Genomic DNA, 24,681 nt, shown 5'->3' with positions numbered 1-24,681 from the left:
CTCCGAGACCCAAGGGTGACGGGATGGCTGAGATCCTCAAGATAGACGGGCTGAGTTTCAAGTACCCTGACTCTCCGAGGAAGGCGGTCTCGGACTTCGATCTCGAGATCCCCGAGGGAGAGATAGTAGTCCTGGCGGGCCCATCGGGGTGCGGGAAGTCCACCCTCCTCAGGACCGTCAACGGACTTATCCCCCACATGTACAGCGGAGATTATTCCGGGGACGTCCTCGTCGCTGGGACGAGCGTCAGAGGGTCCAGCATGCGCGACCTCGCCCAGACTGTCGGGTTCCTCTTTCAGAACCCTGAGAACCAGATCTTCATGTTCAGCGTCGAGAGGGACGTGGCGTTCGGCCTCGAGAACCTGGGGGTCCCGAGAGCGGAGATGAGAAAGAGGGTCGACGAGGCCGTCAGCCTCCTGGGCATCTCCAGCCTCGCCCAGCGCGCCCCCCACGAACTGTCTGACGGCCAGAAGCAGAGGGTGGCCCTGGCGGGGGTGCTGGCCATGAGGCCGAGGCTGGTCATCCTTGACGAGCCTACGTCCCTGTTGGACCCAAAGACAGCCTCCGAGCTGGTCGAGCTGGTCGAGAAGCTGAGGAAGGAGTTCGGGACCACATTCGTGGTCGTAGAGCACAGGCTGGACCTGCTGGTGAAGCACGCGGACAGGCTGGTCGTGATGAGCGCAGGGAGGAAGGTCATTGAAGGGTCCCCATATGAAGTGCTTTTCGGCGACGAGGCGGAGAGCTACGGGGTCTCCGTCCCCGCTGTGACGAAGGTGCAGAAGATGCTCACCGACGACGGCGCCGTGCGCGGGGACCACCTGATGTCGCCTCAGGAGCTCGCTACGGCTGTGAGGGGCGCCCTCGGATGATCCGGTTCGATGACGTAACGTTCGTCCATCAGAACGGGGTCAGGGCCCTGGACGGGGTCACCCTCGAGGTCGGAGCCGGGGAGACAGTGGCGATCGTGGGCGAGAACGGTGCCGGAAAGACGACACTTGTGAAGCACGTGACCGGGCTGCTAAAGCCGGCGTCGGGGAGGGTTCTCGTGGACGGGGCGGACACGAGGTCTTCCAGCACGGCCCAGCTCTCGAGGAAGGTGGGGGTGGCGTTCCAGAACCCGGACCATCAGCTCTTCTCCGAGACCGTAGAGGAAGAGATGTCGTTCGCCCTCAGGAACTTCGGGTTCTCGCCGGACCTGGTGGAGAACAGGGTGTCCTGGGGGCTGGAGCTCTTCGGGCTCGAGGAGTACAGGAAGTCGTCTCCGCTGGTGCTCAGCGGGGGCGAGAAGAAGAGACTCACCCTCGCGTGCATCCTCGCCTGGGACCCCCAGGTGGTGATACTGGACGAGCCGACGGTCGGGCAGGACTCCATCCAGAAGGAGAAGCTCGCCGGAACCATACGGATGCTCCGGTCGACAGGCAAGACTGTGGTGGTGGTCTCCCACGACATCGAATTCCTCTGGCCGATTCAGCCCAGGGTGGTGGTCATGAAGGGGGGGAAGGTTGTGGGAGATGGACCGGCCTCGGAGGTGATGCAAGATAGGGGGCTGCTCGAGTCGGCGAGGGTGGCCCAGCCGCAGCTGGTGGAGTTCCACCACTGGCTCGGCCAGGGGCCAAAGGAACCATTCGTGGATCCTCTGGAGGCGCGGCGGTGGGTGGGAGGGGGGATGCGGCCATGATGTGGATAAGCGGGGGGTTCATCTTTAGGAGGGGGACATCTGCCTATCACAGGCTCGACCCCAGGGTCAAGCTCCTGATCTCCCTGCTGATGTTCGTCGCTACCTTCCTCGTAAAGGCGGTCTACGAGATGGTCATCGTCATCGCCATCATGGTGGCTGTGGCCGCCGTCGCCACGGTGCTGAAGAGGGTCCTCAGGACCATGGCGTTCACAGCTCTCTTCTCGGCGTTCATCTTCGGCGTCAACATGCTGGCTACGAGGGACCTGGCCTCGTCCACCCTGTATGCCACCCGGTTCGTGGCCATAGTGGTGTCGACGAGCTTGTTCTTCATCACCACCTCACCGGACGAGCTCGAGCAGGTGATGAAGACGTTCCGGTTCCCCAGGGACGTCGTCTTCGCCTTTGTGACCGCCGTGAGGTTCATACCAGTCATGATGCTAGACACGATTCAGATCATGGACGCGCAGAAGTCCAGGGGGCTCGAGCTCGAGAAAGGGAACATCCTGAAGAGGGTGAGGAACATGATACCGATCTTGATACCCCTGGTGGTGAACTCGGTGGTGAGGAGCGGGGAGCTGGCCGAGGCCATGGAGTCCAGGGCATACGGAGCAGTGCCGAGGCCGACGTCGCTGGTGGCGTACCGAGCCGGAAGGCGGGACGTCGCTGTAGGCGCAGCGGCAGTCCTGGTCTTCGCGCTCGCCGCCTACTCCTTTTATTACATCCTCCCCCTCCACTTCCCGTGATACCCGCCAGGGTGGTAGCCGACGAGAGGGAACGGGCGAGCGGGGTCCCCGAGGAGCTCGCCAAGCTCAACGTGCGCGTCTACTACAGCAGGCTGACCGTCGGAGACTACGTCCTCAACCCCGAGATAGCGGTGGAGAGGAAGGCGGTTCGGGACCTGGTCTCGTCAGTGTATGACTCTCGGATCTTCTCCCAGGCGGCCAGGATGGCTGCCAGCTTCGCGAAGCCTTACCTGCTTGTCGAAGGGGACTCCAAGGAGGTGGAATCCCTGACTAAGAACCTGAAGTCGTTCTACGGGGCGATAGCCAACGTGACTCTGGCCTACGGTCTGAGGATGATCTATACGGCCAACGGGGCTGAGACCGCGGTTGCCATCGCCGAGCTCCTGGCCCACGCGCGTGCGAAGCCGCTCTCGATGATGCCGGCCGTGGCGTCCCTGAAGGCCAAGGACGTCCCTCGGCAGCAATTGTATCTCGTGTCGTCACTCCCGGGGGTTGGAAGGAAGCTCGCAGAGAGGCTCCTAGCGAAATATGAGACGCCGCGGAGGGTTATGGGGCTCACGTCCGGAGAGCTTGCCATGACCCAGGGCCTCGGGTGGAGAAGGGCCGAGAAGATCAAGGAGGTCCTCGACGCGAAGTATTCAAAGCGCCAGGAAGAGACTCCCCAGGCGAGGCTTGAGGGATGAAGGTCGCAGTCATAGGCGGCACAGGGAAGATGGGGAAGGCCCTGGCCAGGCAGCTCTCACGTAACAACAGGGTCACGATCGGGTCGAGGGACCCGGCGAGGGCTAAGGACGCTGCCGGGGCTATCCCGGGAGCGGAAGGAGCGGACTACGCCGAGGCGTCGGACGGGGCAGAAGCAGCCGTCTTCGCCATCCCGTACCCTGCGCTGATGCTGGCCGCGCCGCTGAGGAAGGCGCTTTCGGGGAAGCTCGTCGTTTCGGCTGTGAACCCCATGCGGCTCAGCGGAGGGCTCTTCGAGCTCGCCTTGGGCGAAGGGTCCGCCGCCGAGGAGCTCGCCAGGCTGCTCCCCGAGAGCAGGCTTGCGACGGGCTTCAACCACATCCCCTGGAGCATCCTTGACGCTGACGAAGTGGCACCCATCGACGTCCTGGTGGCTGCGGACTCGGAACCTACCTTCGAAGCCGCCGCGGGGCTGGTGAGGAGCATACCGAACCTCCGCCCGCTCAATGCAGGGCCTCTTTCCCAGGCCAGGGGCGTGGAAGCCATCACCCCACTGCTGCTGAACCTAGCCAGGCTGAACGCCACCGGGAGCCTCGCTACGAGGTTCGTATCTGGAAGGGCGCGCAGCAGGTGAGGTTCGGCTACAGCCTCCCCGACTACGGCGACAAGATCAGCGCCCGGGAGCTGCTGGAGATCTCCGGCGTCTGCGAAGAGGTGGGGTTTCGACTCGGTCTGGGCGACGGACCGCGTGATCATGCCCCGGGAGTCCAGGGAGCCCAAGTAGCCCTACGGGCATCTGTTAGAGCCGCCTACTACCATTTCCTTCATCGCCGCCAGGTCCGACGCGTCAGGTCACCCGGAAGTTCGCTGTAAGCACGTCCCCCCATTCGTCGGCTAGGACGGCCGTGTACACCCCAGGGGGCAAACCAGAGACCGTAGAGCGCAGGGCGCCCGGGGCGAGGGAGGACGAACTGAACGGAAGCGAATCGTTCAGGACCCATCTGAAGGGGTTCCCTCCGATGACCGCCAGCGCCTCGGAGGAGTGAGGGTATAGCAGGAAGAACTGCGGCGGAGCAGTAACGGGGCAGTATACGAGCGGCTGCATGAACGGGAGGAGGGACCCCAGGGTGTAGTTGTCCTGGGTGTAGTGCCCCTGCATCACCCCTATCCCCAGGGGCCACCCGGCTGTGCACCGGTCGGTTCCGAGCCAAAGGCCGGTCGGGGGGAAAGCCCAGGAGACGGAAGCCGTGACGTTGTTGACCGAGGATTCCGTGCTGTTCAGCCATCCTGTAAGGAGGACCCCGCCCGCCGGGGATGCGGAAGTGGAGTTGAGAGCGAGGTTCAGCGAGAAACCGAAAGGAGTGGCGACCGAGACGGAGGTCTGGAAGACGTTGGGGGAGGCGAAGTACGGAGGGACGAACAGAGCGGCGAAGATGGTGAGGACTATGGCCGCGAGGACCACCGACATGTTCCTCACGTTCTTCCGATATGTGACATCGTCGGAGTCCATGTGCGGGCGCGCCCCACGGTGCTCTTAACTCTAGTTCCGGCCGCGGGACTTGCCGACCAGCCGGGCGCGGACGCTTGAAGTGATCGAGAGGAGGTCGAGGGCCCGGACGAGGCTGGACCCGCCCTGCTTCATGCGCCTCCCGGAAAGGAACTCTTTCACCTTCGCTTCCCTGGTCACCCCGATGATGGGGAGCAGGCGGCCCATGTACAGGTAGAACTGCTGCGACCCTCCGTACATATCGAGTATGCCGTCGTAGTGCCTTGCGAGCCAGTCCCAATAGAGGTCCCTTGCCGCGGGGTTCCGGATCCCGTACATCATCGGATAGGCCGAGTCCGAACGGCTCACCTTGCCGCTTATCCCGAGGTCCAGCGTCTCTTCGATGAGCCCCGGGTCTTTGAAGGAGCAGAGGGCGCCATAGATCTTCGCCCTGTCCACTTCCCCCTGCATGGACTTCACCATGTCTATGAGCGGTCCCTTTGCCTTCTCCCCGTTGGCGATGGCGTAGGCTCGGGCTACCGCCGCCTTCAGGTTGGGGTCGACGCTGGAATAGCGGTCGAACCGCTCCGCCAGCCTCGAAGCGTAGGCGTCGTCGATTTCCACATACTGCGAAGTGAGCGCCTCCCTAGCAGCCCCGACCGAGACCGGCTCGCCTGGCCGGGGGTCCTCGCCAATCGACTCTATGAGGGGAGGGTAGAACTTCGGATAGACCTTCTGAAGCCTTTCGGAGTCCCAGGCGATCATGTGGAGGGAATCAAGCTGCTCGGCCGCCACCTCTGCCGTGAAGGGGTCCGGAACCTCTCCGCAGAGGGCAATGAAACGGAGGTAGAGGTCTGGGTCCACTTCGCCCGCCTGGAGGAAGAGGTAGAGGTCGCTGATGATTCCAGCCCTGTCGTGGGGGCTGAGACCCGGGAAGGCCTTCGCGAGGCGCTCGTACCCTCCCTTGTCATAGAGGGTGACATGGAACGCGCTCCTCCCCACGTTAAGGAGGACGTCGTGATCCGTGCCGGCTTCGACTTCCATGCTCTTCTTGTCGAAGAAGATCGTGGTGTCCTTGCCTCCCGCTCTGAGGGTGGTGGGGATGGGCCACGGCTGGGCAGAGACGCTTCCAGTGATCATGAACCTCTTCTGGGTGAGCAGGAGCTTCTTTCCCGAGGACCTGACGCTCACTACGGGGTACCCGGGCCTCGTCAGCCAGGCCTTTGCCACTCCCTTGACCGGGAGGTTGGACGCCTTACCAAGCGACGCCCAGAGGTCTTCCCCTGAAGCGTTGGAGAAGCTGAACCTCTTCAGGTAGTCAGAGACGCCCTTCCTGAATCTCTCTTCCCCGACATATGACTCCAGCATCCGGAGGACGCTCGCCCCCTTGTTGTAGCTGATCATGTCGAACATGTGCATCGCGTCTTCCACCTTCTTCACGTGCGCCTGGACCGGATGGGTGGTCTTGATGGCGTCGAGGTGGAGGGCGGCGAACGTCTCATCTCTGAGGAAGACGCTCATGGTGTCCCACTCAGGGCGGAGCCTGTCAGTCATCTTGTACCCCATGAAGGTGGCGAAGCTCTCGTTCAGCCAGAGGTCGTCCCACCACTTCATGGTCACGAGGTCGCCGAACCACTGGTGCGCGACTTCGTGGACCATCGACATGGCTCCCCGGTTCTTCTGGGCGAACGCGCTGTCCTCCGTGACAAGGGCGTAGCTCTCCCGGGACGAGATGGCTCCCCAGTTCTCCATGGCCCCCGTGTGGTATTCTGGGAGGGCGACGACGTGCAGCTTCTTCAGCGGGTACGGGACCCCGTAGTAGCGGGCGAAGTCCTCCACCGACCCCGCGACCATCTTCAGGGCCAACCGGGAGTTGGCAGCCTGACCGGGCCTGGTGGCCGTTATCACCTCGACCCCGCCTGCGCGGGTCTTGGTCTCCTCGAGGTCGCCGATGGCGAAGAAGAAAAGGTAGGTGGACATCCTGGGGGTGTCCTCGAACACGTGCCTCGTCCTTCCTGGACCGGCCTCCTCAACCCGTTCGGCGAGGGTGTTCGCCACTACATTCAGCCCGGAGTCGGTCGTTATCTGAAGCCGAAAGACGGCCTTGTATGAAGGCTCGTCGACGCAGGGGAAGACCGTCCTGGCCTCGGCTGGCTCCAGGTCGGTGGCGAGGATGTAGTCGCCGCCGTACCTAGACTTGTACAGCCCGAATATCACTTCGTCAGAGACCTGCTTCGAGTAGGAAATCCGGACCTTCGAGGTCCTTGGAGGGACCCCGGATACCATCAATTTTGAGCGCTTCTTGTCCACCCTGAACCGGGCGGCCTTCCCGTCGACTGTCACCCCGCTGACCTCGAGTCCCGAGCAGTCCAGTGCGAAGGGGTTCCTGGCGCCCTTCACTTCCACGACCTCCTCGCCATTCACAAAGGCCCTCCGGAAGTCGATGTCCAGGTTCAGATCGTATGCGAGAATCTCCATGACCCGTTACCAGCGCCAAAGGGCCCCGGCGACCCGCTTAAAGCCTGAGCCACGGAGCTACTCCTTGTCGATGAACTCTTCTGCCTTCGGTGGGTCGGGCGGCAGACCCTTGCGCTTCCTTATCTCCGTGACCAGTCCCCAAAGCATGTTCTGAGGGACCGCCTGCCAGGTCTTGAAGTGGGTATTCCAGACGGCCTTCCCGGCAGTGGCCCCCCTCATCTTCTCGCTGAGGTCGAAGGTCTCGGCCGCCGGTATCTCTCCCTCCACCACAGTCATGACCTCCTTCTGGTCTATCCTAACCAGCTTCCCCCTCTTCGCGCTGATGACCCCCGTCACCGCGCCTATGAGCTCTGACGGCCCCTTCACCTCTATCCCCAGGATGGGCTCGAGGAGGGTGGGGTTGGCCGACAGCATCGCACCGAGTATGGCCCTCCTTGAAGCGGGCATCAACTGGGCGTAGGTCCTGTGGGCGGGGTCCTCATGGGGGACGAAGTTGGTGAGCGCCACCTTCACCCCGCGCGTGAACTCGTAAGCAAGCGGCCCGTTCTTCATGATGTCGTCGAAGCCCGCCCGGATTGAGTCCATGGACTCCTGGAGGAACTGGACCCCTTTGGTGACCTCGGTGAGGATGTTCCCCCTCTCGTCGACCGCCTGGAAGTTGCGAGCCTGGTCGGGGTCCCAGCCGTGGTCCCTGAGCGTCTTGATGACCGCCTTCTTCTCCACGTTCTCCCCGACGGTCCCGTTGCGGATGAGCTCGATGACATCAGGCTCGAGTGGCTCCACTTCGATGAAGATCTTGTTGTGCCTGTTGGGGGACCGGGACATGATCGGGCCGGCCCGGGCGCGTATGGTCTCCCTGTAGTTGATGATCGGAGGCGAGGTGATGATCTCCAGGCCAGCCTGCTGGATCTGGGTGGTGGCTATCTCCAGGTGGAGGACCCCCATTCCGGCCATCAAGGTCTCCCCGGACTCCTGGTTGATAGTGATCACGAGGTTGGGGTCCTCGATGTTGAGCCTCCGCATGACCTCTACGAGCTTGGGGAGGTCCCTTGGGTGCTTCGCCTCCACAGCCACGGTCACGACAGGCTCGCTCACGTAGTGTATGGATTCGAATGTGGCGACGTCCTTCCTGTTCGAGATGGTCTCCCCTGATCTGATGTCCAGCCCCAGCAGGGCTGGTATGTTCCCGGCGGGGAGAGAGTCGACTATCTCTCTCTGGAACCCCATGAATATCTGCACTGACTGGATCTTCCCCTCACGCTTCGAATTTAGCAGATAGATGGGGTCGCCGTTAGTCACGCTCCCCGAGAACAGGCGCCCTGTGGCGACCAGCCCGGCCGCCGGGTCCACCACCACGTTGGTCACCATCATGACTGTAGGGCCGTTCTCGTCGCAGGCCAGCAGGGCCTTTCCCACGTCGCTGTTGAGGTCTCCCTGGGGCCATATCTTGGGGATGCGATACGCCTGGGCTACGTGGGGGGGCGGGTGGTGCCTGACCACCATGCCGAGGAGCGCTTCATGCAGCGGGAGCTTCTGGCCGAGCTGCTCCGGGGTTGAACTCTGGTAAGCGTTGATGATGTCCTTGAAGGACATCCCCGCGGCCTTCGCCATGTCGAAGTTGAACCCCCACTTGTCCTTCGAAGAGCCGAATGCAACCTGGGCGTCTTGGACAGAGACCTTCCACTTCTGTTTGTACTCGGGCTCGGCGTAGGTCTCCACCAGGCGGTTGAAGTCTTTCACAATGCCGAAGAGCCACTCCTGCATCTTCTCGGGGGTGAGGCGGAGCTCCTTGATGAGACGGTCTATCTTGTTGATGTAGACTACCGGACGAACCCTCTCCTCCAGGGCCTGGCGGGTGACTGTCTCGGTCTGGGTCATTATCCCCTCGACTGCGTCTACGACGACTATCGCGCCGTCGACGGCCCGAAGCGAGCGCGTTACCTTCCCTGTAAAGTCGATGTGACCCGGCGTGTCTATGAGGTTGATGACGTATGGTTTGCCTTCCTTCTCGTAGTAGAGCGTGACGTTGGCTGCCTTGATCGTCATCTGCCGCTGCTGCTCCAGCTCCATGTAGTCCAGAGCCAGCGCTTGGCCTGCCACCGAAGGCGACAACATGCCGGTCGCCGCCAAGAGGCTGTCAGAGGTAGTGGTTTTCCCATGGTCCACGTGCGCGATGATCCCCAGGTTCCGTATCTGGTCCTTGTTGTGGACTATCTTGAGAGCCTCTGCAGTAGTCTTGAACTTTGGCATATACTGTCTTTCTGACGTTCCCTTCTTGAAGCGGTTATGAATGTTTCCTCGAGTCGACCGGGTTCTGTCTCGTCTTCTGGGCGGTCATGAAGCGGCTCCGCCTTTGGCGAACGCGGCCTTCATCAACGAGAGTCACGCTTGAAGGCATCTGCTCAAGAAAAAGGAACCTCCTCGTGTGATCCAAGATGTAACAGGGGGGTATACGGCAGGGACAGGATACACCGCCGATGCCAGCCGATGGGGAGCATTACAAACCCAACGGCCGCTCTGACAACTAGCCGGAAAAGTACATGAACACGGCGACGAGAACCAGGGCCAGAGCGACGAGGTAGTCAACATGCTGGGGCTTGACTCTCGACAGGGCACTAGACAGTCCCTTTGTCGCCAGGAACACCACCAGGGTGACCGACGCGACCGCAGCCACGGCAAATGCGCCCGACATGACGCCGGTGTAAACCGCCCCGAAACCCTGCGCTACCAAGATGAATGGCACGAGGGCCGGATCGGGTATCACGCTTACAAGGACAGAGACGCTCTCGGCCTTCGCCCCAGCCCGCGCCTCCTTCGCTGCATTGACAGCGATGTACAGAGCTATCACAAGAAGAAGAAAGACCGCGAAGAGGTTCACACGGTACGCCAAAAAGAAGAATGCGCCTATCTCTGCGATGGCCAGAGAGAGTACAGCCGAGGAGGCGCCGTGGCCTAGCCCTATCCCTGACGCGAGGAGATATGTCCTAGGCCTGGTGTAATTCCTTCGGTGCGAGACCACCGTGATTGGCACCCAGTGGTCAGGGGCGAGCATGTGCAGTACTGAAAGGGCAACAACGACGCCGAGCAGTACCTCAGGTGAAGTGGTCGAGTCTGGAGGTTACATGTCGTCCGCTAGGGGTGTATCTGAGTTTTCCTGGAGAGCTACCGACTTGGGGGCGCTCCCGTGCCGATCTTCTAAACGTGCACCGCTCGTTCATAGGTTGGTTTCTCCGTTGCCAGCGATGGCACCCTCCTGCCAGTCATGCGACCGTGCCGAGGCATCGTGCAGGGGTGCTGCTCCTGACCTGTGCGCGAACTGCGCCGGCTGTTGTTACCCGACAAGCCGTGTAGAGTGTGAGGAAGGGAGGGCCAAGCAGAGCAGATTTCCATCGAAAGCCTCTGGTTCCTCTAGACGATGGCTGAAGTGGCGGGTTCGACACGCACCGGTATCCTGTCAGGGAGCCTCGCTCTACTCACCTTCAGGGGCGACAGCATGGTCGACCTCGTTCTGCGCTCGTGGCATTCACCCACCTCTGAGGTGACGTGGCTGGCACCGCTGGAGAGGCGGACTGCCTTTACGACAGTCCTCCTCTCTGCCCTACTGTCGACAGTCGGCCCCGAGGGGCGGTCTGCTCCTACGCTTCCGGCCTCAGGCCGGGAGGTTCCCTGCTCGGGGTGACAGTCGCCGCTGGCGCGGTGCTGACCGCGCCTCATTTGTGGCTGGAGGAGAGGAAGTTAGGAAGGGAGACGAGTTGCTTTCCACCCCCATATGCGCGGTTGAATCGGCGACCTGCTTCTTCATGCCTTCGGCCATCCTCCGGTCTGACTGCAGAGCGCTTTCTCGTTCTCTGGTGGGCCCTTCCCTTGCCGTTCGGTATTCAGCCGTGTCTCGTGAGCTGTCAGCCTTGGAGAGGGAGGCCGCCTTTCAAGATCGTCTCGTTCCCTCCGCTGCTAAACTGCATTGTAACTCCAAGGTAGCTGATGGCGGGCCCCGGAGGCTCTAGATGCAGGAGAAAGCACCCATGGGCTGGAATGACTGCAGGGAAGGAGACGGCACCTGAAACGATTCCATACCAACTTCCGATCGTAGTCTCCCCTGGGGCCATATTTCCCTGGAACTGGAAGTACTCTCCGCCGGCACCCCCTAGGTTGACGATAGTTACCGAAGAGTCGTCTACGTTGTCCAGAGCAAGAAAGACACTGTCATTGTCGTGAAGACTGGTGTAGTACGCCGAAAGCGCAAGCGGGCTTCCTTGGACCGGTTGGATTGGGTGAGAAGCGAACGAAGGGTTGCTTCCCATGGAAGTGCAGGAATGGAGACTACTCGCATCCTGCACTACGAAGCTCAGCAGAGCCACCTGCCCCCATGGGTCGTCGGCGATAGCCGTGTAAACGCCTGGTTCGAACGAACTGAACTGCCCTGGATAAGAAGTCAGCGTGCCGTTGGCCTGACGGGGCTCAGTCCAGTATCCCCAAGCCTCAAGCGTAAGGACCCCGTTCTCCGCCCCTAGAGATACTTCCCCTGATGCCTGGGAACTGTACGGCGTGACCAGGTCACTTCTCGGAGGGATGGTGAAATAGTCGATGAAGGACATCGGAGGGCAGTTGTAGATGCCCGGGTAGTAGAGCTGCAGCGGGCTTGTTCCGGAGATCTCGGACGCGCTCCAGTTCCCTCTTGCAATCCCGACCCCCAGTGGCAGCTGGCTGCACGGGGCGGGTCCAAAGACAAAGCTCCGGCTCTGTTCGGAGCCTGGAAGATTGGCTTGGGAATACCTGGTGTTGAACACAGTAGCGTTGATCGTGAGGTAGTCTCCGACGTCCAAGATGCGACCTGAGAGGGACAGGGTAAGATTAAGTCCCGTCGTAGAATTGTAGTCTGATGTGCCGTTCGGCCCCTGAATACTTTCCTGTGTGAGAAAGGGAGGGATTCTCGGACCCAAGACGGCAGAGGCGCCTGTAAGCCCGACTACCGCCATCGAGACGATCAGGAAAACCAAAACCGAGGAGGCCGCCAGGCGCTTCACGCGCTGGGGTACTTCTTGCACTATCTAGTTCTACACTTGAGAACAGGGAACAAAGCGTTCCAGACGATCTCGAGTCACCCGCTTGTTTCGGGCGGGATGACATTTAACGCTGGAGCAGCAGGATGCCCCAACCAGAATTCCGTTTAGCTCGGGGCTTCGCCCTTCCAGCTCTTCGGGGCGTGATAAAGTTGCGTCAGGCGCAGGAGAAAGAAGGTCGATGTTATGTCCACGAGGGCCAAGGGAATGTAGAGCAAAGCAGGTAAGGAGACTGAATAGCCCACGATGGCGCTACAGGCCAGTACAAGCAGGGAGACCAAGAGCGTCGACCACCTGTGCCTCCAGACCCTTGAATCCCGCAGCTCCCCCGGTGCCAGTGTCATGCTCGGTCTTCGTTCCCTCCGGGCCGTGGATTCAAGCTTGGGCTTCCGTATGATTCTGCGTCCTGCTGCGCAGCACGGTTTACCTAGAGGCCCGCTTCGGCGGCGGACTCAGCTCAACTCCGTGCTTATACTGTCGAGTCGCTGCTCGAGGCGTCGAACAGGTGTCACCGAAGGGGCCGGTCACTTGACTGGCCGACTGACATTCTGCGTGTTAGGACAGACCAGTACTTCCATCCACAGAGGGAGTGTCCCTTGTGTGCTTTCCTGTCTTCGAATCTGAGCCCGCTTCTGTCGCCCTCCCTGGCGAGCCTCCAGCAACCGATGCCTCCCGACCGAGCAAGCGAGCGACGGAGTGAGCCCAGCGGGGGCGTCGCCGTTCGGGGCGCTCCCGACTCAAGCCTGGGAGAACTGCGGGTTCCCTATGCTCATCCCAAGGCATCGACCTTGCCAGACCCTCGAGATGCACCGGAGGCTGACTCCATCGCTCTCTGTGCGGTTTCCTTAGGGCCCCTGTATCAGATTTTTCGGTAGCTCGTATCCCTCCCGCATGCGAGCTTCATCCGGGTCTCGCCGTCACCTATAGATTCCCGCCAGGGCTCTCAGCTGAGACCTCGCAATGCGCACCTCAGCTCCGCCTGGAGTTTCCACAGCAACCTTCCCTGCCGCCTCTTCCTTCACCTGGAGCCTGTCCGCCAGAGGCTCGGTGCGAGACGCATCCAGTGAGGCAAGGAACGGCGAGAACTCGTCGGGTCCGGGCCAACCGTGCCTTTCGCCGATCCCTTGGACCACTTCGGCGAAGAGCGGCTGACGAGAGTACTTCAGGTCTGGGACAGGGATTGAAGCAGAACCGCCCTGCTCGGCGATGTTGAAGGCCCTGTGCGAGACCACCCGGCCCTCGTGCACCTGAAACACAATCGCTTCGAAAGGCAGGGAGGAAACCGCGTCGAAGTCCTCGGTCCCGACGTTCAGTCGTCCCAAGCCGAGGGAGAGCTTTTCTGCCGCGTCAGAGCTGTCAGCAGGCAGCAGATGGGCACCCCTTTGGGAAAGCATCGTTGTCTCCCTCCTCAGCCTGCGGATGACACTGACCTCCGCCTGCCTGGCGCTCGTGGCGCGGACGCTGATTATCAAGAACAGTGCGGGCGCCTTTCCCGCCAAGAGAAAGACCCTCCCGCTCATCGAAACGATCCCCCTCGTCTGGTCTTGAGATTCGAGCTTCACCTCGGCCAGAGCGTGCCATGAGAACGGGAAGAGTCTGCTCCGTAGCAGTACTGAGTCACTGACAGGAACGACCCCGCTGGCTAACCCCGCCCGGCTCACCAGTGGCCAGAAGGCGACCATCGTCCCTGCCGCGAAGAACACCACTGGTGAATAGGTTCCGCCGTCTTCCGCGGCGAGCAGCGAGAGCAGGAACAGGAGTGCCGCGGCGGCGTATCTCCCCAAGGGGCGCGCTGGTTTCAGGAGGGCCCCTCGTCCCTGGACGAACACTGCTTTGGTCCTTGGCCTCCTTAGGGAGTAAACGAGGTAGAGCGCCGCCAGCAGGGTGACAGGCCAGGCCCCGAGCCCGAGGGCGACGAGCCCGACGAAGGCCGCGAGCATCCTCAGCCCCCATCCCATCAGTGGAACCCCTCGTCATCCTGGCGGGCGTAGGCGAACCTCGAGTACTCCTCCAGGGCCGGGTGCCTCGCCGCCCAGAACGCCTTGGTGCACAGGTCCTTCTCGTCGGAGTTAAGGGCAACGGGGTTACCGTCCTTGTTCCGCGACGCCCTCGACTTCGTGAGCTCAAGGGAGAACTTCGCATCGTGGCCGAGAATGACCCCACCGTAGGGGGTCCTGTCCCATGGGTTGATGGGATCGATGGAGACGTGGCTGGTCACCAAGACCGCTATGCCGAACTCGATGCAGAGACGCTGCGCGTGTGCAAGCAGCATGGCGAGGCCCGCGCTCCTGGCGGGGAGGTCCTGGGTGCTGGGGAAAGAAGACTTGAAAGGGGCTGAAATGGAGTCGTAGATCACGAGCCTGGCGCCGGTCTCCCTGACTATGTGGTGGAGGGCCGACTGGTATGTCGGTGTCTGCCTCATCTTCAGCTCGACCCTACCGCCGCTGGACACCTCCTTGGCCGCGTCGATGCCGTGGAGGTTCAGGAGGTCGACCACCTCGGGGGTCTGAAAGACAAGCACCGATGGCCCCTTCTGGGGGAGCTCTACCTTGAAATCGGGAGAGAAGATGTCAGCCACTGCGCTGAGGTGGGCGTCCGTGTACGACACCCCCAGACGGCTCAGCGCGCCGTCGACGGCGTTGATGAGCTCTCCGCGCGTGACAGGCTTTCTCTTCGGCGAGGCCTTTGGAGCCCTCTCGAGCTTGACTTCTGCCACGTTGAACTCCTTCCCGAACCTCTTGGACATCCTGTCCTTCCAGTAGGGGATGAGATAGCTGGAGTAGGACTGCTCGGTGTCGAGTATCACCGCGCTCCCTCCTGAGGCGGCGACGGAGCACGCGGCCTGGAAGGAGATTATGCTCTTTCCGAGGGCCTTCTCGCCGAAGATCTGGGTGATGGTCCCGGTCGCCAGCCCCCCGTCCGTGAGCCCGTCGACGGCTGCGCATCCGGTCTTGATGTGCTCCATCACTCCGCCGTCCCCCTGAGGAGGCGCCTTCCGGCTTCGGTCACTGTGTAGGCCAATATCTTCGGACCGGACCCGTTTTCCTTGGGTTCCAGGACCAGGAACCCTCCCGAGTGGAGCCGGTCGAGCTCTCCCTCCACGTCTGACGCGAGGAACGTGGCAGAGAGGTACGTCACTACCGACTGCCTGCTGGCCGTGTCGAACTTCACGACCTCCTCGAGTATGGTCCTCGTCAGCTCTGAGTTCACCATGGCAGGAGTCCCTGGTCTGGCCGGGGCCCCGGCGGGGCGCTTTGGCCTGACAAAGCGGGGGAAGAACCCCGATGACACTCCCGACCTGTCGTCACAGACCATGAAGGAGCACGCCAGGGCAGCCGCCTGCCTCAAGGTCCTCTTCGCGTTCCACGCCTCGCTTGAATAGACCCGGACAGGCATGGATTCGAGGAGGCGGTCGTTCATGAGAGCGGGTATTGGCGTGGCCAGGACCAGGGAAGCGGGGAACTCGAGGAGATGCGACATCAGCTTCCCCGAGTGCTGGAACCGGGTCAGGTTCCTGAAGAGCCGGTGAACCCCCGTGACGAGGAGCGCGTCAGGGCGGGCGGCCGAAGAAGTGGCCGTGTAGAGGGCCTTCGCGACGAACAAGCAGGCCGCAAGCTCGGCCGCCTGCGGATAGGGAGCGGAAGAGAAGTCGACCAGGGCGCCTTCCGAAGTCAGCCTGTCGAAGGGCTCCGCCCTGGTGGCGTCGAGGAGCTTCAGCGCCCCGATCCTCCCCCTCAGCTTGTCTACGTAGAACCCCCTGAATCCCTCCACCCCTCCGAGGGCGTCGTAGAGCGAAGCGGGCGTGGCCAGGTCGTTCTGCGCCGAGAGCTTCTGCAGGGCTGCCGAAAGGATCGCCTCCTCCTCTGAGGTGAGGTCGAGGGCGGCCGCGTAGGCGCCCGCCACGAGCTGTCCGTGTACGGCGTCGTCCCCCTCCAGGCGGAACGCCTCGTAAAGCATCGAGCTGTAGTCGTAAGTGTCATAGTACCCACGGACATCAGGGGAGACCGAGCCGTCGACGTCGAGGACGGCCACCTTCATCCCAGCTTCCGCTGCTGAATATGAGTAGAGTGACGCGAGGCTGCCGGCCTGCCTTCCGAGGAGAAGGACCCTGTCGCCGAGCCCCCTCACACCGACCCTTCCCCTCGACCTGTCCAGTGAATAGCCTAGCCAACCGGAGATCTCGTTCATTGGCCCCAAGAGCGTGCCTTTGGCTTAAGTCACTGACGCACAACTTGTGCTCTCAAGTTGTGCTCTCGATTCGTGAGCACAATTCGTTCATATCGCCCCTCTTCTCTCGAGTGGGCCGTTGAAGAACAGGGACACGACCGTGATATGCTGGGAGCTCCTCCGGGCCCTGGCTTCAGGCCCGCAGATCCCCTCCAGGCTGGCACGGGTCGCGAACATCCCCTACGACAGGCTTTCGGATTACATGGGGCTGCTCGCCGCAGGTGGGCTGGTCAGAGCCGAACCGTTCGACGGACATGAAGCGTATTCTATCACCACCAGAGGGATGGAGGCTCTGTCCCACCTGGACTCGGCCCTGAAATTGCTCTTCTATGAGAAACGATGAACAACTTGTGAGCATCGGTTATATGCAAAAGGGGGAGCAGAGAAGACATGTCTGAAGACGGCGACGCCGGGGTCTCGATCATAGAACTGCAAGAGGAGTTCATACAGCACCTTGAGAGTGGAGGGAGAAGAATCAGGACTCTCGCCATAATCGCCACCGTTGCCGGCGCATACTTCGCCCTGAGCTACTTCGTCCAGCTTGTCGTCCTGCCGTACATGCTGGGGGTCACGACCCAGACCGTAGACCTAGTCAGCCCCGGCCTTGTGGCGGCAGGGGTTGTGAGCCTCGTGGTGTCTCTGCTCTGGTGCTACGTGGGCCTGAGAGATATTCTCTTCCAGAGGAGAATGTCGAGGCGGATCAAGGACGTCAGAGAGTTGCAGTCGGAGACGAGGAAGAGGTATGGTCTGGACCCCAAGATATAGCCCCAGGCATCTCCTCCGCAGCCGCACTGGAAGTCTAGCGGCCTAGGGATAGGCGGCCGGCGAGAAGGTAACCGAACTGCCTCGGGATTGACAGGTGTTGGGCAGGTGAACTTGCTAGATGCCTGTCGCCCTACCAGTTCGCTCACAGGTTTCAGGTCGACGCCGTAGCAGCCTGGACTTCCTCTTCGCGACGGGCCGGAAAGCGCGTCTGGCCGAAGAAGATGTCAAAGACCCTCTCCATTCCACCACCGAGCGCCCTCCAGTATATCATGCCGAAGGTGCGCTTCTCGATGTACTTTATCCTCGAAGGGGCCTGGTCCTCGGGAGGAGAGGCATAGGTGGCCGAGACGAAGATGGCCTTGTGCGCCCCCACTTCCATAGGACAGTTGATCCTACCGTTGTACTCGAGTTCGTCGTGAGTCCCGCGGATGGAGCCGACGATGTTGTGCGCCACCACCACCGACTGCAGGTGCGCCACGACCCCCGATTTCGACACTGGGATGTCTGTAGCATCCCCTATCGCGTAGACGCCTTCCTGACCTTTCACCCTCATGGTCCCCTTGTCGGTGGGGACGAAACCATCGCTGTCTCCTATGCCTGACCTAAGGATGACCTGGGCACCATGATGCGGGGGTATAGCTACGAGGAGATCATAGTGGACCGACTCCCCTTCGAGTGAATAGATCTTGTGCGCTACAGGGTCTACCGACTCGACGTTGAAGAAGGTGGTGACTTCTATCCCCCTGGACTCGAAGAGGCGGGCCACCACCTGCGAGACCTTCTCAGCTGGGTAGGGTCTGGGGTAGGGAGTGAGGAACAAGATTTTCACGCGGCTCCTGATCTTTCGCGTTCGGAAGTAGTGGTCGAGCATGAACGCAGCCTCGTTGGGGGAAGGGGGGCACTTGTGGGGGGCCCCCGCTATCGCAACCACCACGGTGCCCTTGGTGAAGGCCCGGAGCGCGTCCCAGGTCCGCTGGGAGTCCTCTGGTCCAGTATGGAAGTTCAAGGCGCCTTCGGCGAGCCCAGGGATCTTGGAGGGGTCGGCAACCGCGCCGGTGGCGATTACGAGCTGGTCGTAGGGGAGGACGCTCCCACTCTTGGTGACGACCGACCTACTGCTGAAGTCGATCCTTTCTGCGGAGTCTTGGATGAATTCGACGCCTTTCCTCAGGAGCTTGGTCTCTTCCCGCACGAACTTCCTTGGCGCGGCCCCCTTGAAGGCGATGTCCAGGTTTGCCGGCTGGAAGGGGTGGAGGAGGTGTTCCCCGACAAGCTGGACGGAGACGGCGCCGCGCGTGATCTCATCCTTGAGTTCTGAGGCCAGCAGGTTCGCGGTGAAGGTCCCGCCGTCTCCAGAACCTATTATCACAATACGCGCCATCACGATCTACCCCCTCTTCTTCGAGATCTTTACGAGGATGCGGACATAGCCCTGTTCGTCGACTGTGTCTAGAAGCTCGTTCCCGCTCCTCTGAGCCCAGGCTGCGACATCGGCCTTCGCGGCCGGGTCGGTTGCCCAGAGCTCAATGACGTCCCCGACCTGTGAGTTCCTGTAGGCCTTGAAGAGGTCAGTAATCGGCCCAGGGCAGAAGCTCCCCCGCGAGTCAATCACTTTGTGTTGTTCTATCTGGGACATTGATGCTCACCTAGATGAATATAATCTGGCCCCCCTCGCCCAGTGACAGCATGGTGGCCGCCCCCACCACATCGTCAATCTCTTCGATGAGGGCCTCCTTCGGCGTCCCCATGACTTCCATGGTGGTCGAGCACGCGTGGAGTTTGATCCCTAGGTCCTTGGCCGTCCTGAACATCTCTGGGATGGAAGGGATCTTCGCCTTGGCCATCTTCCCATTCATCATCCTCGTGGCCATAGCCGTCATCCCCGGAATCATCCCAAGGACGTTAGGCACCGGCATCCCGGGGTTGCCCACGGGGGCAACTTTCATGGTGCCGACCTTCTTCTTGTTCACTGCGTCCAGTCCCCAGAAGGTGAAGAACATGTGCACCTCCCTCCCCATAGTCGCCCCCGCCGTGGCAATCATCAGGGCGGGGTAGACCATGTCCATGGTTCCTTTCGAGAGAATGATGAGGAGCTTGGAAGCCTGTTCACCCTTCTCTTCCGTCCTCATCTGTGTCGTCTGCGCCAATCCATGTCACCGGTGTTCGGAGCATCTGATACCGTGATAAATGGAGAAGCCGTTTCTCATCTGTGGGAATCACAGCGTGGGACTACGTCCACCGGATAGGCTGGCTTTGCTCAACTGGAGCTATCCGGACGGAAGCAACCTTATCATACGGGAAGGAGCACGTCAGTAGCCTTGGTAAAACTGACGGACCAGGCGAAGGCGCTGCTGGACGGGAGGAACTTCGGCTGCGTCGCGACTGTGATGCCTGACGGGTCACCTCAGGTAGCCCCCGTCTGGGTCGAGAGGGATGAGGATCAGGTTCTCATCAGCGCCACGGAGTCAAGACAGAGAACGAGGAACATCAGGCGCGACCCGCGAGTCGCCCTGGCGGTCTTCGACATGCAGAACCCGTACCGGAAGGTCATGATACGGGGGAAGGTGGTCGAGATCACCAAAGACGGCGCCGAGGCCCAGATCGACCGGCTGTCTATGAAGTATCAAGGAAAGAAGTACGCCTACCACCAGGCAGACGACCCGAGGGTGGTCATCAGGATCCGCCCGGAGCGGGTCACCCACTAGCAGGCCGTCCGTTTCGCCAGCCCCGGCGCAGCGAGGGAAGGACGGTCAGTCAGGCTGGCCCTTCCTGAAGGTGTAGTTCTTCGTCGCAAGGGAGATGACGACCGCCATGGCCATCGCCGCTATCCCCAGATAGAAGACGTAGTCGAAGCCGGTGGAGTTGGGGAATGCGACTGGGATCAGGTGCCCGCCGTGCGGGACCATCAGGGTCGTCGCGTATGTGCTCAGGATTGTGGTCGCTACCACGGGGCCGAGGGCACCGCCGATGTTGCGGAGCATGGTGTTGAGCCCGAGGCCCGTGGCTACAGCCTCCCCGGGGAGTGAGACGCTGATCATGTTGACTATGGGGATGATGACGGCCACGGCGCCTACCATGGAGACGGCTGCGTCGACGGCGATGTCGATTCTGGTCCCCCTGTTCAGGACGAAGAGCGCGAAGCCCGCGATGGCTATCGCTCCGCCGACCACCATAGCCGGCTTGGGGCCGTAGCTCGTCACCATCCTCCCCACCAACGGGCCGGCGACGAGCATGAGGATCGCGGCAGGGCCTATGGCGAGCCCTGCGTCTATCGGGGTAAGGCCCAGGCCGAGGGGGACTGGGTCTTCAGCGTAGAAGGTGACAGCGAAGAAGAGCATGAACAGCCCGATCCCGGAGATTATCCCTATGCCATTGGCCACCAGCACGTTCCTGATCCGGAGGAGGCTGAGCTGGATGAGCGGGTTGGACTTCCTGCTCTCAGCAAAGAAGAACCCTACGGTCAATCCCACGCCAGCCACGAGGGCGCCGAGGCCGTAGGGAGAGTACCAGCCGCTGTATGGCGCGTCGGTCAGGTAGAGGAGCACAAGCGACACACCGGCCATGAGGAGGACCACCGTTTCGTAGTCCACCTTCCTCCCAGTCCCAGGGTGCCCCCTAGGAAGGAAGCGCGCGACCACAACGTAGAGGATTACGCTCAGGATGAACGCCGAGTGGAAGGCCCACTGCCAACCGAAGTCCTGGATTATGTACGAGCCGACGATTAGGCCGGCCGCTGCCCCTATGGCGAAGGTGGCGCTCACAATCCCCTGGGCAGTTGCGATCCTCTCCTTCGGGAAGGTCTCGGCGATTATCGCAAGGGCCAGGGGGACTATGGCGAAGCCTATCCCCTGCACCGCTCTTGCGGCGATGAGGAAGTAAATCGAGGGAGAGAACCCAGCGACCCCCACCCCAGCGGTGTAGAACACGAGCGCGATCAGGAACATCCGCTTCTTGCCGTAGCTGTCCCCCCATTTTCCGAACAACGGGGACACGGCGGACCCCACTATGAGGAAGGCCGAGGTGATCCACGCGACCGTCCCTTCGGTGGTGGAGAAATAGGTCTGGATGGTGAGGATCCCCGGAATGATCATCGTCTCCACATAGTTGAGGAGGAGGGCCACCCCTACCATCGCGAGCAAGGCCCTCAGCTGATGTGAGGTCGTCCCCGTGGGGACTTCCGGCGGACGCGCGTCTGCTCCCGGGGTCTGCAACTTTCGGGCCGCACGCCGGGTCCGGGTTATAAAGAACCCTGAGGCTTCAGGCTTGCCGCGAGATGATCCTCTTCCCGAAGAGGGACAGCATCATCTCCACCGCCAGCTCGGCCGTGTGGTTGGCCGTGTCTAGGATCGGATTCACCTCGACGAACTCGGCTGACGTCACCCTGCGCGAGTCGGACAGCGTCTCCATGGCAAGGTGCGCTTCGCGATAGGTGAGGCCGCCCCTGACAGGGGTGCCGGTCCCGGGCGCTTCCCTGGGGTCGACTACGTCGACATCAAAGCTCACGTGGACCTGGTCGACCCCGTCTCCGGCTATGCCTATGGCCCGCTTCATGACTGTCTGCATCCCGAGCTGGTCTATCTCCTTCATCGTAAAGATGGTCATCTTGGAACGCGCCACAGCCTTCCCCTCGTCCGGGTCCAGGTCCCTCACCCCCACCAGAACGGTGTTCCTTTCCGACGCCTTGGGGGAGCGTCCCCCGAGGCGGACGAGTTCCGGCAGGCCGTAGCCAAGGATGGCCGCCAGCGCCATGCCGTGTATGTTGCCGCTGGGGGTCGTCTTCGGCGTGTTGAAGTCGCCATGGGCGTCGAGCCAGACTATCCCCCTGCTGGTCCCGCCAGACGAGAGTCCTGCCAGTGTCCCTATCGAGACGCTCTGGTCTCCTCCGAGGACGAGAGGGAAGAGGCCCTGGGATGCGCAGTCGGCAACCCTGCGGGCGATGAGCCCGCATTGCCTGACCACATCGTTCAGGTACCTTGCGCTCCTGTCCCCGACCTTCGCGGTCGCCATATCAGCGGCAGAGATGTTGCCGAAGTCTTTGACGCTGTGGCCGAGCGACTCGAGCCGCTCCTCGAGCCGGGCGATCCTCATCGCGCTGGGGCCCATGTCGACCCCCCTCCGCTGCTGGCCGAGGTCGACGGGGGCGCCGACCACCCCTATCTTCATCGGCAGGGACGGCTACGCCCATGATATTAACGGACTCGCGTCAGGGGTTCGAGAAGGGCTCGAGAGGCTAAATATCGCGCCGCGGCGGAAGAGGCAGTGCACAGGTCACAGCTGCTCGGAGCCCTGATGGTACTCATCGGGGCGGCGATTATCATACTTCTGGCCAGCTTCGTAGTGAGCATCATCGTGGTGATCCTCCAGCTCCTCGCCGTGATAGTAGGGATAATACTGATCTTAGGAGGGATCGCCATGGTCCTCTTCGGCAGATGGTGGGCGAGGGGCCCGTGGGGATGGGAGCGGCCCGTCAACACTTGAAAGAAACACCGTAAATAGCGAATGCCAGTGCGGGCCCTCAATTGCCCGCCATAGAGGTCGACGGACTGAAGAAGAGATACGGGGGACTGCAGGCCGTAGACGGCATCTCTTTCTCGGTGGGCGAGGGGGAAGTGTTTTCACTGCTGGGGCCGAACGGGGCCGGGAAGACGACCACGATCGAGATCCTTGAAGGGCTCAGGGACAGGGACGAGGGCACCGCGCAGGTCCTGGGGATGGACCCGTGGAAGTCGGGGTATGAACTCCACAAGAAGATAGGGGTGACCCCCCAGGGGTTCAAGTTCCTCGACTATCCGACGCCGCGGGAGGCAATCGTATACTACGGGGCCCTCTTCGGGAGGAAAGTGGACCCGGACGAGCTCCTCAAGAGGGTGATCCTTGACGACGCGGAGAACGTCTGGTTCCAGAACCTGTCGGGGGGGCAGAAGCAGAAACTGGGGATGGCGCTGTCGCTGGTCAACGACCCCGAAGTGGTCTTTCTGGACGAGCCGACGACGGGGCTTGACCCTCAGGCGAGGAGGGCCGTATGGGAGGTCGTCAGGAGGCTGAAGGGCGAGGGGAGGACGGTCATGCTCACCACCCACTACCTGGAGGAGGCGGAAGAGCTGGCCGACCGGGTGGCGATAATGAACCACGGCAGGATCGTGGCCATCGGGACGACAGCGGAGATAGAATCGAGGTTCGGCACAGGGCAGAGGATGGTGGTCAAAGGGAGCCAGGGACTATTCGCCTACTTGCAGGAGAACACGAAGCTGGACGTGGGGAGGGACGGGGAGACTGTGACGATCATGCTCAGGGACAAGAAAGACGCTCTGGTCGCCCTGGGCGCCATAGAGGAATCAGGGGCCGAGTGGGGAGACCTCACGGTGAAGAGGGACAGCCTCGAGGACGTATTCCTCAAGCTCGTGGGGGAAGGCGGGACGGGCAAAGGGGGGGAGTAGATGGGATTCAGCATACGCAGGATGACGGCAGACCTGAAGGTGTACGGGAGGTCGAACCTCAGGAGCAAAGAGGGGTTCTTTTTCACCCTCGTGTTCCCCATCATCCTGATCCTGCTCTTCGGCGCGATCTTCTCGTCCGGCGGGATCAGCCAGTCGAAGGTGTACGTGCAGAACATGGACGTGGGCCCCATCGGCTCGTCGTTCGTGTCGGCGTTGAACAGCACCTCCAACTACTGCAGCTCCAACAGCACCTCGGGGCTCTGCCTGCGCCCGGTCCCTTCTGACCAGAACTTCACGCAGTTCCTTACGTCGAATTCCGCGTCGGACGGCATAGTCATCCCAGCAAACTTCAGCGCCGCCTATCAGGCGGGGGACAAGGTCAACGTGACCGTCTACGGCAACCCGACTTCTACGACCAGCGCCGTGGTTTCCGGCATCGTCGCGGTGGTCGTGAACGGTTTCAACGTCCACGGCGCTACCGGGGTGCACTCGGTGGGGATAACGTCCAAGACAGCCGTCTCCTCGAACTACAAGTACATCGACTTCCTGGTCCCTGGTCTCATAGGCTTCGCGGCCCTCACGAGCCCTATGTTCGCCCTCGTGAACATCAGTTCCACCTATCGGAGGGACAAGGTGTTCAAGCTCCTCTCGCTCACGCCTCTGACAAAGACCGAATGGCTCCTGGCCAAGATAATCTGGTACATCGGGACCACGGTCGTCTCATTCTTCCTCATGACCCTGGTCGGCGTATACGCGTTCGGGGCCCACATAACCCTGAACTGGGGGATCGGGATGTTCCTCGTGCTGGGGCCCTTCTTCTTCGTATCCCTCGGGATGCTCGTGGGGACCGTCTCCAACAGCCCCGAGGCGGCCTCTGTGGTGGGGAACCTCGTGACATTTCCGATGATGTTCCTCTCGGGGACGTTCTTCCCGGTCACGTCGATGCCCAAGTACCTTCAGACAGTCGCCCACGTCCTCCCGCTCTACTACATGATAGAGGGGCTGAACGACGTGATGATCTACAAGAACTTCGGCCCTGCGTACTTCGACGCGGGGCTCCTTCTCGTCATATCTGCCGCCGTCTTCGCCCTAGCCGTGAAGTTCTTCCGCTGGCGTGAAGACTAGC

At 61.6% G+C, this 24,681-nt stretch carries 24 protein-coding genes; 11 read left to right on the top strand and 13 right to left on the bottom strand.

Features of this window, described 5'->3' with window-relative positions:
* Positions 1–23: 23 nt before the first annotated feature.
* The 5 genes from JRN21_01900 to JRN21_01880 are packed head-to-tail and all read left to right on the top strand — an operon-like array spanning position 24 to position 3,736.
* Positions 24–869 (top strand): ABC transporter ATP-binding protein, encoded by an 846-nt coding sequence (locus tag JRN21_01900; protein MDG6988059.1) that lies wholly within the window; start codon positions 24–26, stop codon positions 867–869.
* Positions 866–1,678 (top strand): ABC transporter ATP-binding protein, encoded by an 813-nt coding sequence (locus tag JRN21_01895; GenBank protein ID MDG6988058.1) that lies wholly within the window; start codon positions 866–868, stop codon positions 1,676–1,678. The genes JRN21_01900 and JRN21_01895 overlap by 4 nt, the downstream gene beginning before the upstream one ends.
* Positions 1,651–2,421: an energy-coupling factor transporter transmembrane protein EcfT gene (locus tag JRN21_01890; protein MDG6988057.1), complete on the top strand. Its 771-nt coding sequence runs from the start codon at positions 1,651–1,653 to the stop codon at positions 2,419–2,421. Before JRN21_01895 ends, JRN21_01890 begins: the two co-directional genes overlap by 28 nt.
* Positions 2,418–3,104: a heavy metal resistance protein CzcA gene (locus tag JRN21_01885; protein MDG6988056.1), complete on the top strand. Its 687-nt coding sequence runs from the start codon at positions 2,418–2,420 to the stop codon at positions 3,102–3,104. Before JRN21_01890 ends, JRN21_01885 begins: the two co-directional genes overlap by 4 nt.
* A complete protein-coding gene (locus JRN21_01880; GenBank protein MDG6988055.1) occupies positions 3,101–3,736 on the top strand; it encodes an NAD(P)-binding domain-containing protein in 636 nt (211 codons plus the stop codon). Before JRN21_01885 ends, JRN21_01880 begins: the two co-directional genes overlap by 4 nt.
* 213 nt (positions 3,737–3,949) lie before the next feature.
* Here the strand turns inward: JRN21_01880 and JRN21_01875 are convergent, their stop codons facing one another.
* The 8 genes from JRN21_01875 to JRN21_01840 all read right to left on the bottom strand — a co-directional run bounded on the left by JRN21_01875 (position 3,950) and on the right by JRN21_01840 (position 16,314).
* A complete protein-coding gene (locus JRN21_01875; protein ID MDG6988054.1) occupies positions 3,950–4,612 on the bottom strand; it encodes a hypothetical protein in 663 nt (220 codons plus the stop codon).
* 30 nt (positions 4,613–4,642) lie between these two features.
* Positions 4,643–7,066, bottom strand: coding sequence for a M1 family metallopeptidase (locus JRN21_01870; GenBank protein MDG6988053.1), 2,424 nt, complete (start codon positions 7,064–7,066; stop codon positions 4,643–4,645).
* A 57-nt stretch (positions 7,067–7,123) separates the two neighbouring features.
* Complete coding sequence (locus JRN21_01865) at positions 7,124–9,316, bottom strand: elongation factor EF-2 (GenBank protein MDG6988052.1); 2,193 nt, start codon at positions 9,314–9,316, stop codon at positions 7,124–7,126.
* 274 nt (positions 9,317–9,590) lie between these two features.
* Positions 9,591–10,097, bottom strand: a complete 507-nt coding sequence (locus JRN21_01860) for a hypothetical protein (GenBank protein MDG6988051.1) — start codon at positions 10,095–10,097, stop codon at positions 9,591–9,593.
* A gap of 868 nt (positions 10,098–10,965) precedes the next feature.
* Positions 10,966–12,090, bottom strand: a complete 1,125-nt coding sequence (locus JRN21_01855; protein MDG6988050.1) for a hypothetical protein — start codon at positions 12,088–12,090, stop codon at positions 10,966–10,968.
* 953 nt (positions 12,091–13,043) lie between these two features.
* On the bottom strand, positions 13,044–14,084 hold the full coding sequence (locus JRN21_01850; GenBank protein MDG6988049.1) for a hypothetical protein: 1,041 nt from the start codon (positions 14,082–14,084) through the stop codon (positions 13,044–13,046).
* Positions 14,084–15,091, bottom strand: coding sequence for a hypothetical protein (locus tag JRN21_01845; GenBank protein ID MDG6988048.1), 1,008 nt, complete (start codon positions 15,089–15,091; stop codon positions 14,084–14,086). Before JRN21_01845 ends, JRN21_01850 begins: the two co-directional genes overlap by 1 nt.
* On the bottom strand, positions 15,091–16,314 hold the full coding sequence (locus tag JRN21_01840) for a hypothetical protein (GenBank protein MDG6988047.1): 1,224 nt from the start codon (positions 16,312–16,314) through the stop codon (positions 15,091–15,093). The genes JRN21_01845 and JRN21_01840 overlap by 1 nt, the downstream gene beginning before the upstream one ends.
* Before the next feature lie 118 nt (positions 16,315–16,432).
* On the opposite strand from JRN21_01840, the gene JRN21_01835 reads away from it, so the two are divergent.
* Together JRN21_01835 and JRN21_01830 are read left to right on the top strand one after the other, a co-directional pair.
* Positions 16,433–16,696, top strand: coding sequence for a hypothetical protein (locus JRN21_01835; protein ID MDG6988046.1), 264 nt, complete (start codon positions 16,433–16,435; stop codon positions 16,694–16,696).
* A 47-nt stretch (positions 16,697–16,743) separates the two neighbouring features.
* The gene (locus tag JRN21_01830; GenBank protein MDG6988045.1) at positions 16,744–17,118 is read left to right on the top strand and encodes a hypothetical protein; all 375 of its coding nucleotides are present in this window, start codon (positions 16,744–16,746) and stop codon (positions 17,116–17,118) included.
* Positions 17,119–17,269: 151 nt separating this feature from the next.
* Here the strand turns inward: JRN21_01830 and JRN21_01825 are convergent, their stop codons facing one another.
* From JRN21_01825 to JRN21_01815, 3 genes are read right to left on the bottom strand one after another with little or no spacing between them, the layout of a single operon-like run.
* Complete coding sequence (locus JRN21_01825; GenBank protein MDG6988044.1) at positions 17,270–18,505, bottom strand: FAD-dependent oxidoreductase; 1,236 nt, start codon at positions 18,503–18,505, stop codon at positions 17,270–17,272.
* Complete coding sequence (locus tag JRN21_01820; protein ID MDG6988043.1) at positions 18,506–18,754, bottom strand: sulfurtransferase TusA family protein; 249 nt, start codon at positions 18,752–18,754, stop codon at positions 18,506–18,508.
* Positions 18,755–18,764: 10 nt separating this feature from the next.
* On the bottom strand, positions 18,765–19,247 hold the full coding sequence (locus tag JRN21_01815) for a DsrE/DsrF/DrsH-like family protein (protein ID MDG6988042.1): 483 nt from the start codon (positions 19,245–19,247) through the stop codon (positions 18,765–18,767).
* Between the two features lie 189 nt (positions 19,248–19,436).
* On the opposite strand from JRN21_01815, the gene JRN21_01810 reads away from it, so the two are divergent.
* A complete protein-coding gene (locus tag JRN21_01810; protein MDG6988041.1) occupies positions 19,437–19,823 on the top strand; it encodes a PPOX class F420-dependent oxidoreductase in 387 nt (128 codons plus the stop codon).
* 45 nt (positions 19,824–19,868) lie between these two features.
* Here JRN21_01810 and JRN21_01805 read toward each other — a convergent pair whose 3' ends face one another.
* Together JRN21_01805 and rocF are read right to left on the bottom strand one after the other, a co-directional pair.
* The gene (locus JRN21_01805; GenBank protein MDG6988040.1) at positions 19,869–21,248 is read right to left on the bottom strand and encodes an MFS transporter; all 1,380 of its coding nucleotides are present in this window, start codon (positions 21,246–21,248) and stop codon (positions 19,869–19,871) included.
* Between the two features lie 127 nt (positions 21,249–21,375).
* Positions 21,376–22,281: an arginase gene (gene rocF, locus JRN21_01800; GenBank protein MDG6988039.1), complete on the bottom strand. Its 906-nt coding sequence runs from the start codon at positions 22,279–22,281 to the stop codon at positions 21,376–21,378.
* Positions 22,282–22,377: 96 nt separating this feature from the next.
* On the opposite strand from rocF, the gene JRN21_01795 reads away from it, so the two are divergent.
* The 3 genes from JRN21_01795 to JRN21_01785 are packed head-to-tail and all read left to right on the top strand — an operon-like array spanning position 22,378 to position 24,680.
* On the top strand, positions 22,378–22,596 hold the full coding sequence (locus JRN21_01795; protein ID MDG6988038.1) for a hypothetical protein: 219 nt from the start codon (positions 22,378–22,380) through the stop codon (positions 22,594–22,596).
* Between the two features lie 41 nt (positions 22,597–22,637).
* A complete protein-coding gene (locus tag JRN21_01790; GenBank protein MDG6988037.1) occupies positions 22,638–23,555 on the top strand; it encodes an ABC transporter ATP-binding protein in 918 nt (305 codons plus the stop codon).
* Complete coding sequence (locus tag JRN21_01785) at positions 23,556–24,680, top strand: ABC transporter permease (protein MDG6988036.1); 1,125 nt, start codon at positions 23,556–23,558, stop codon at positions 24,678–24,680.
* Position 24,681: the final 1 nt, after the last annotated feature.

The sequence above is a fragment of the Nitrososphaerota archaeon genome (genome assembly GCA_029785825.1).
Lineage (GTDB): Archaea > Thermoproteota > Nitrososphaeria > Nitrososphaerales > Gagatemarchaeaceae > UBA183.
This window is presented reverse-complemented; position numbering and strand designations above follow the sequence as displayed.

Excerpts from the sequence above, each read along its gene's own strand:
- JRN21_01805 (MDG6988040.1), bottom strand. The coding sequence starts at position 21,248 with ATGGTAGGGGTGGCCCTCCTCCTCAACTATGTGGAGACGATGATCATT.
- JRN21_01830 (MDG6988045.1), top strand. The coding sequence starts at position 16,744 with ATGTCTGAAGACGGCGACGCCGGGGTCTCGATCATAGAACTGCAAGAG.
- JRN21_01820 (MDG6988043.1), bottom strand. The coding sequence starts at position 18,754 with ATGTCCCAGATAGAACAACACAAAGTGATTGACTCGCGGGGGAGCTTC.
- JRN21_01900 (MDG6988059.1), top strand. The coding sequence starts at position 24 with ATGGCTGAGATCCTCAAGATAGACGGGCTGAGTTTCAAGTACCCTGAC.
- JRN21_01840 (MDG6988047.1), bottom strand. The coding sequence starts at position 16,314 with ATGAACGAGATCTCCGGTTGGCTAGGCTATTCACTGGACAGGTCGAGG.
- JRN21_01870 (MDG6988053.1), bottom strand. The coding sequence starts at position 7,066 with ATGGAGATTCTCGCATACGATCTGAACCTGGACATCGACTTCCGGAGG.
- JRN21_01865 (MDG6988052.1), bottom strand. The coding sequence starts at position 9,316 with ATGCCAAAGTTCAAGACTACTGCAGAGGCTCTCAAGATAGTCCACAAC.
- JRN21_01875 (MDG6988054.1), bottom strand. The coding sequence starts at position 4,612 with ATGGACTCCGACGATGTCACATATCGGAAGAACGTGAGGAACATGTCG.
- rocF (MDG6988039.1), bottom strand. The coding sequence starts at position 22,281 with ATGAAGATAGGGGTGGTCGGCGCCCCCGTCGACCTCGGCCAGCAGCGG.
- JRN21_01815 (MDG6988042.1), bottom strand. The coding sequence starts at position 19,247 with ATGAGGACGGAAGAGAAGGGTGAACAGGCTTCCAAGCTCCTCATCATT.
- JRN21_01845 (MDG6988048.1), bottom strand. The coding sequence starts at position 15,091 with ATGGAGCACATCAAGACCGGATGCGCAGCCGTCGACGGGCTCACGGAC.
- JRN21_01895 (MDG6988058.1), top strand. The coding sequence starts at position 866 with ATGATCCGGTTCGATGACGTAACGTTCGTCCATCAGAACGGGGTCAGG.
- JRN21_01785 (MDG6988036.1), top strand. The coding sequence starts at position 23,556 with ATGGGATTCAGCATACGCAGGATGACGGCAGACCTGAAGGTGTACGGG.
- JRN21_01850 (MDG6988049.1), bottom strand. The coding sequence starts at position 14,084 with ATGGGATGGGGGCTGAGGATGCTCGCGGCCTTCGTCGGGCTCGTCGCC.
- JRN21_01880 (MDG6988055.1), top strand. The coding sequence starts at position 3,101 with ATGAAGGTCGCAGTCATAGGCGGCACAGGGAAGATGGGGAAGGCCCTG.